Annotated in this window: 1 protein-coding gene; it reads right to left on the bottom strand. The window is 59.4% G+C overall.

Going from position 1 to position 244, the window contains the following annotated elements:
• Window positions 1-244 (bottom strand): porin (locus AC0L3S_RS39660; protein ID WP_473285431.1); only part of this gene is annotated, 244 nt, incomplete at both ends.

Below are 244 nucleotides of genomic sequence, written 5' to 3'. Positions count from 1 at the left end.
CCGGTATAAGTCCTCAGCGTGAAACGCATGTTCTTATACCAGGTGTCGTTCGTTCCGCCGTCCATGTGATCGGGAACGTTGTTGGCGCCATCGAGCGAGCCGGAATCGCCGACGCCCATATCGTAGCGGAGATAACCGCCGATGCGCAGGCAGGTCTCGGTGCCCGGAATATAGAAGTAGCCGGCGCCGTAGACGTCGCAAATCTTGACGTATTCGGCCGGTTCCGGTTCGGCGACGACGACAG

This window comes from Bradyrhizobium sp. Ken01, from assembly GCF_055807355.1.
The sequence above is the reverse complement of the archived record's forward strand: the minus strand, read 5'-3'. Positions and strand labels throughout refer to the sequence as shown.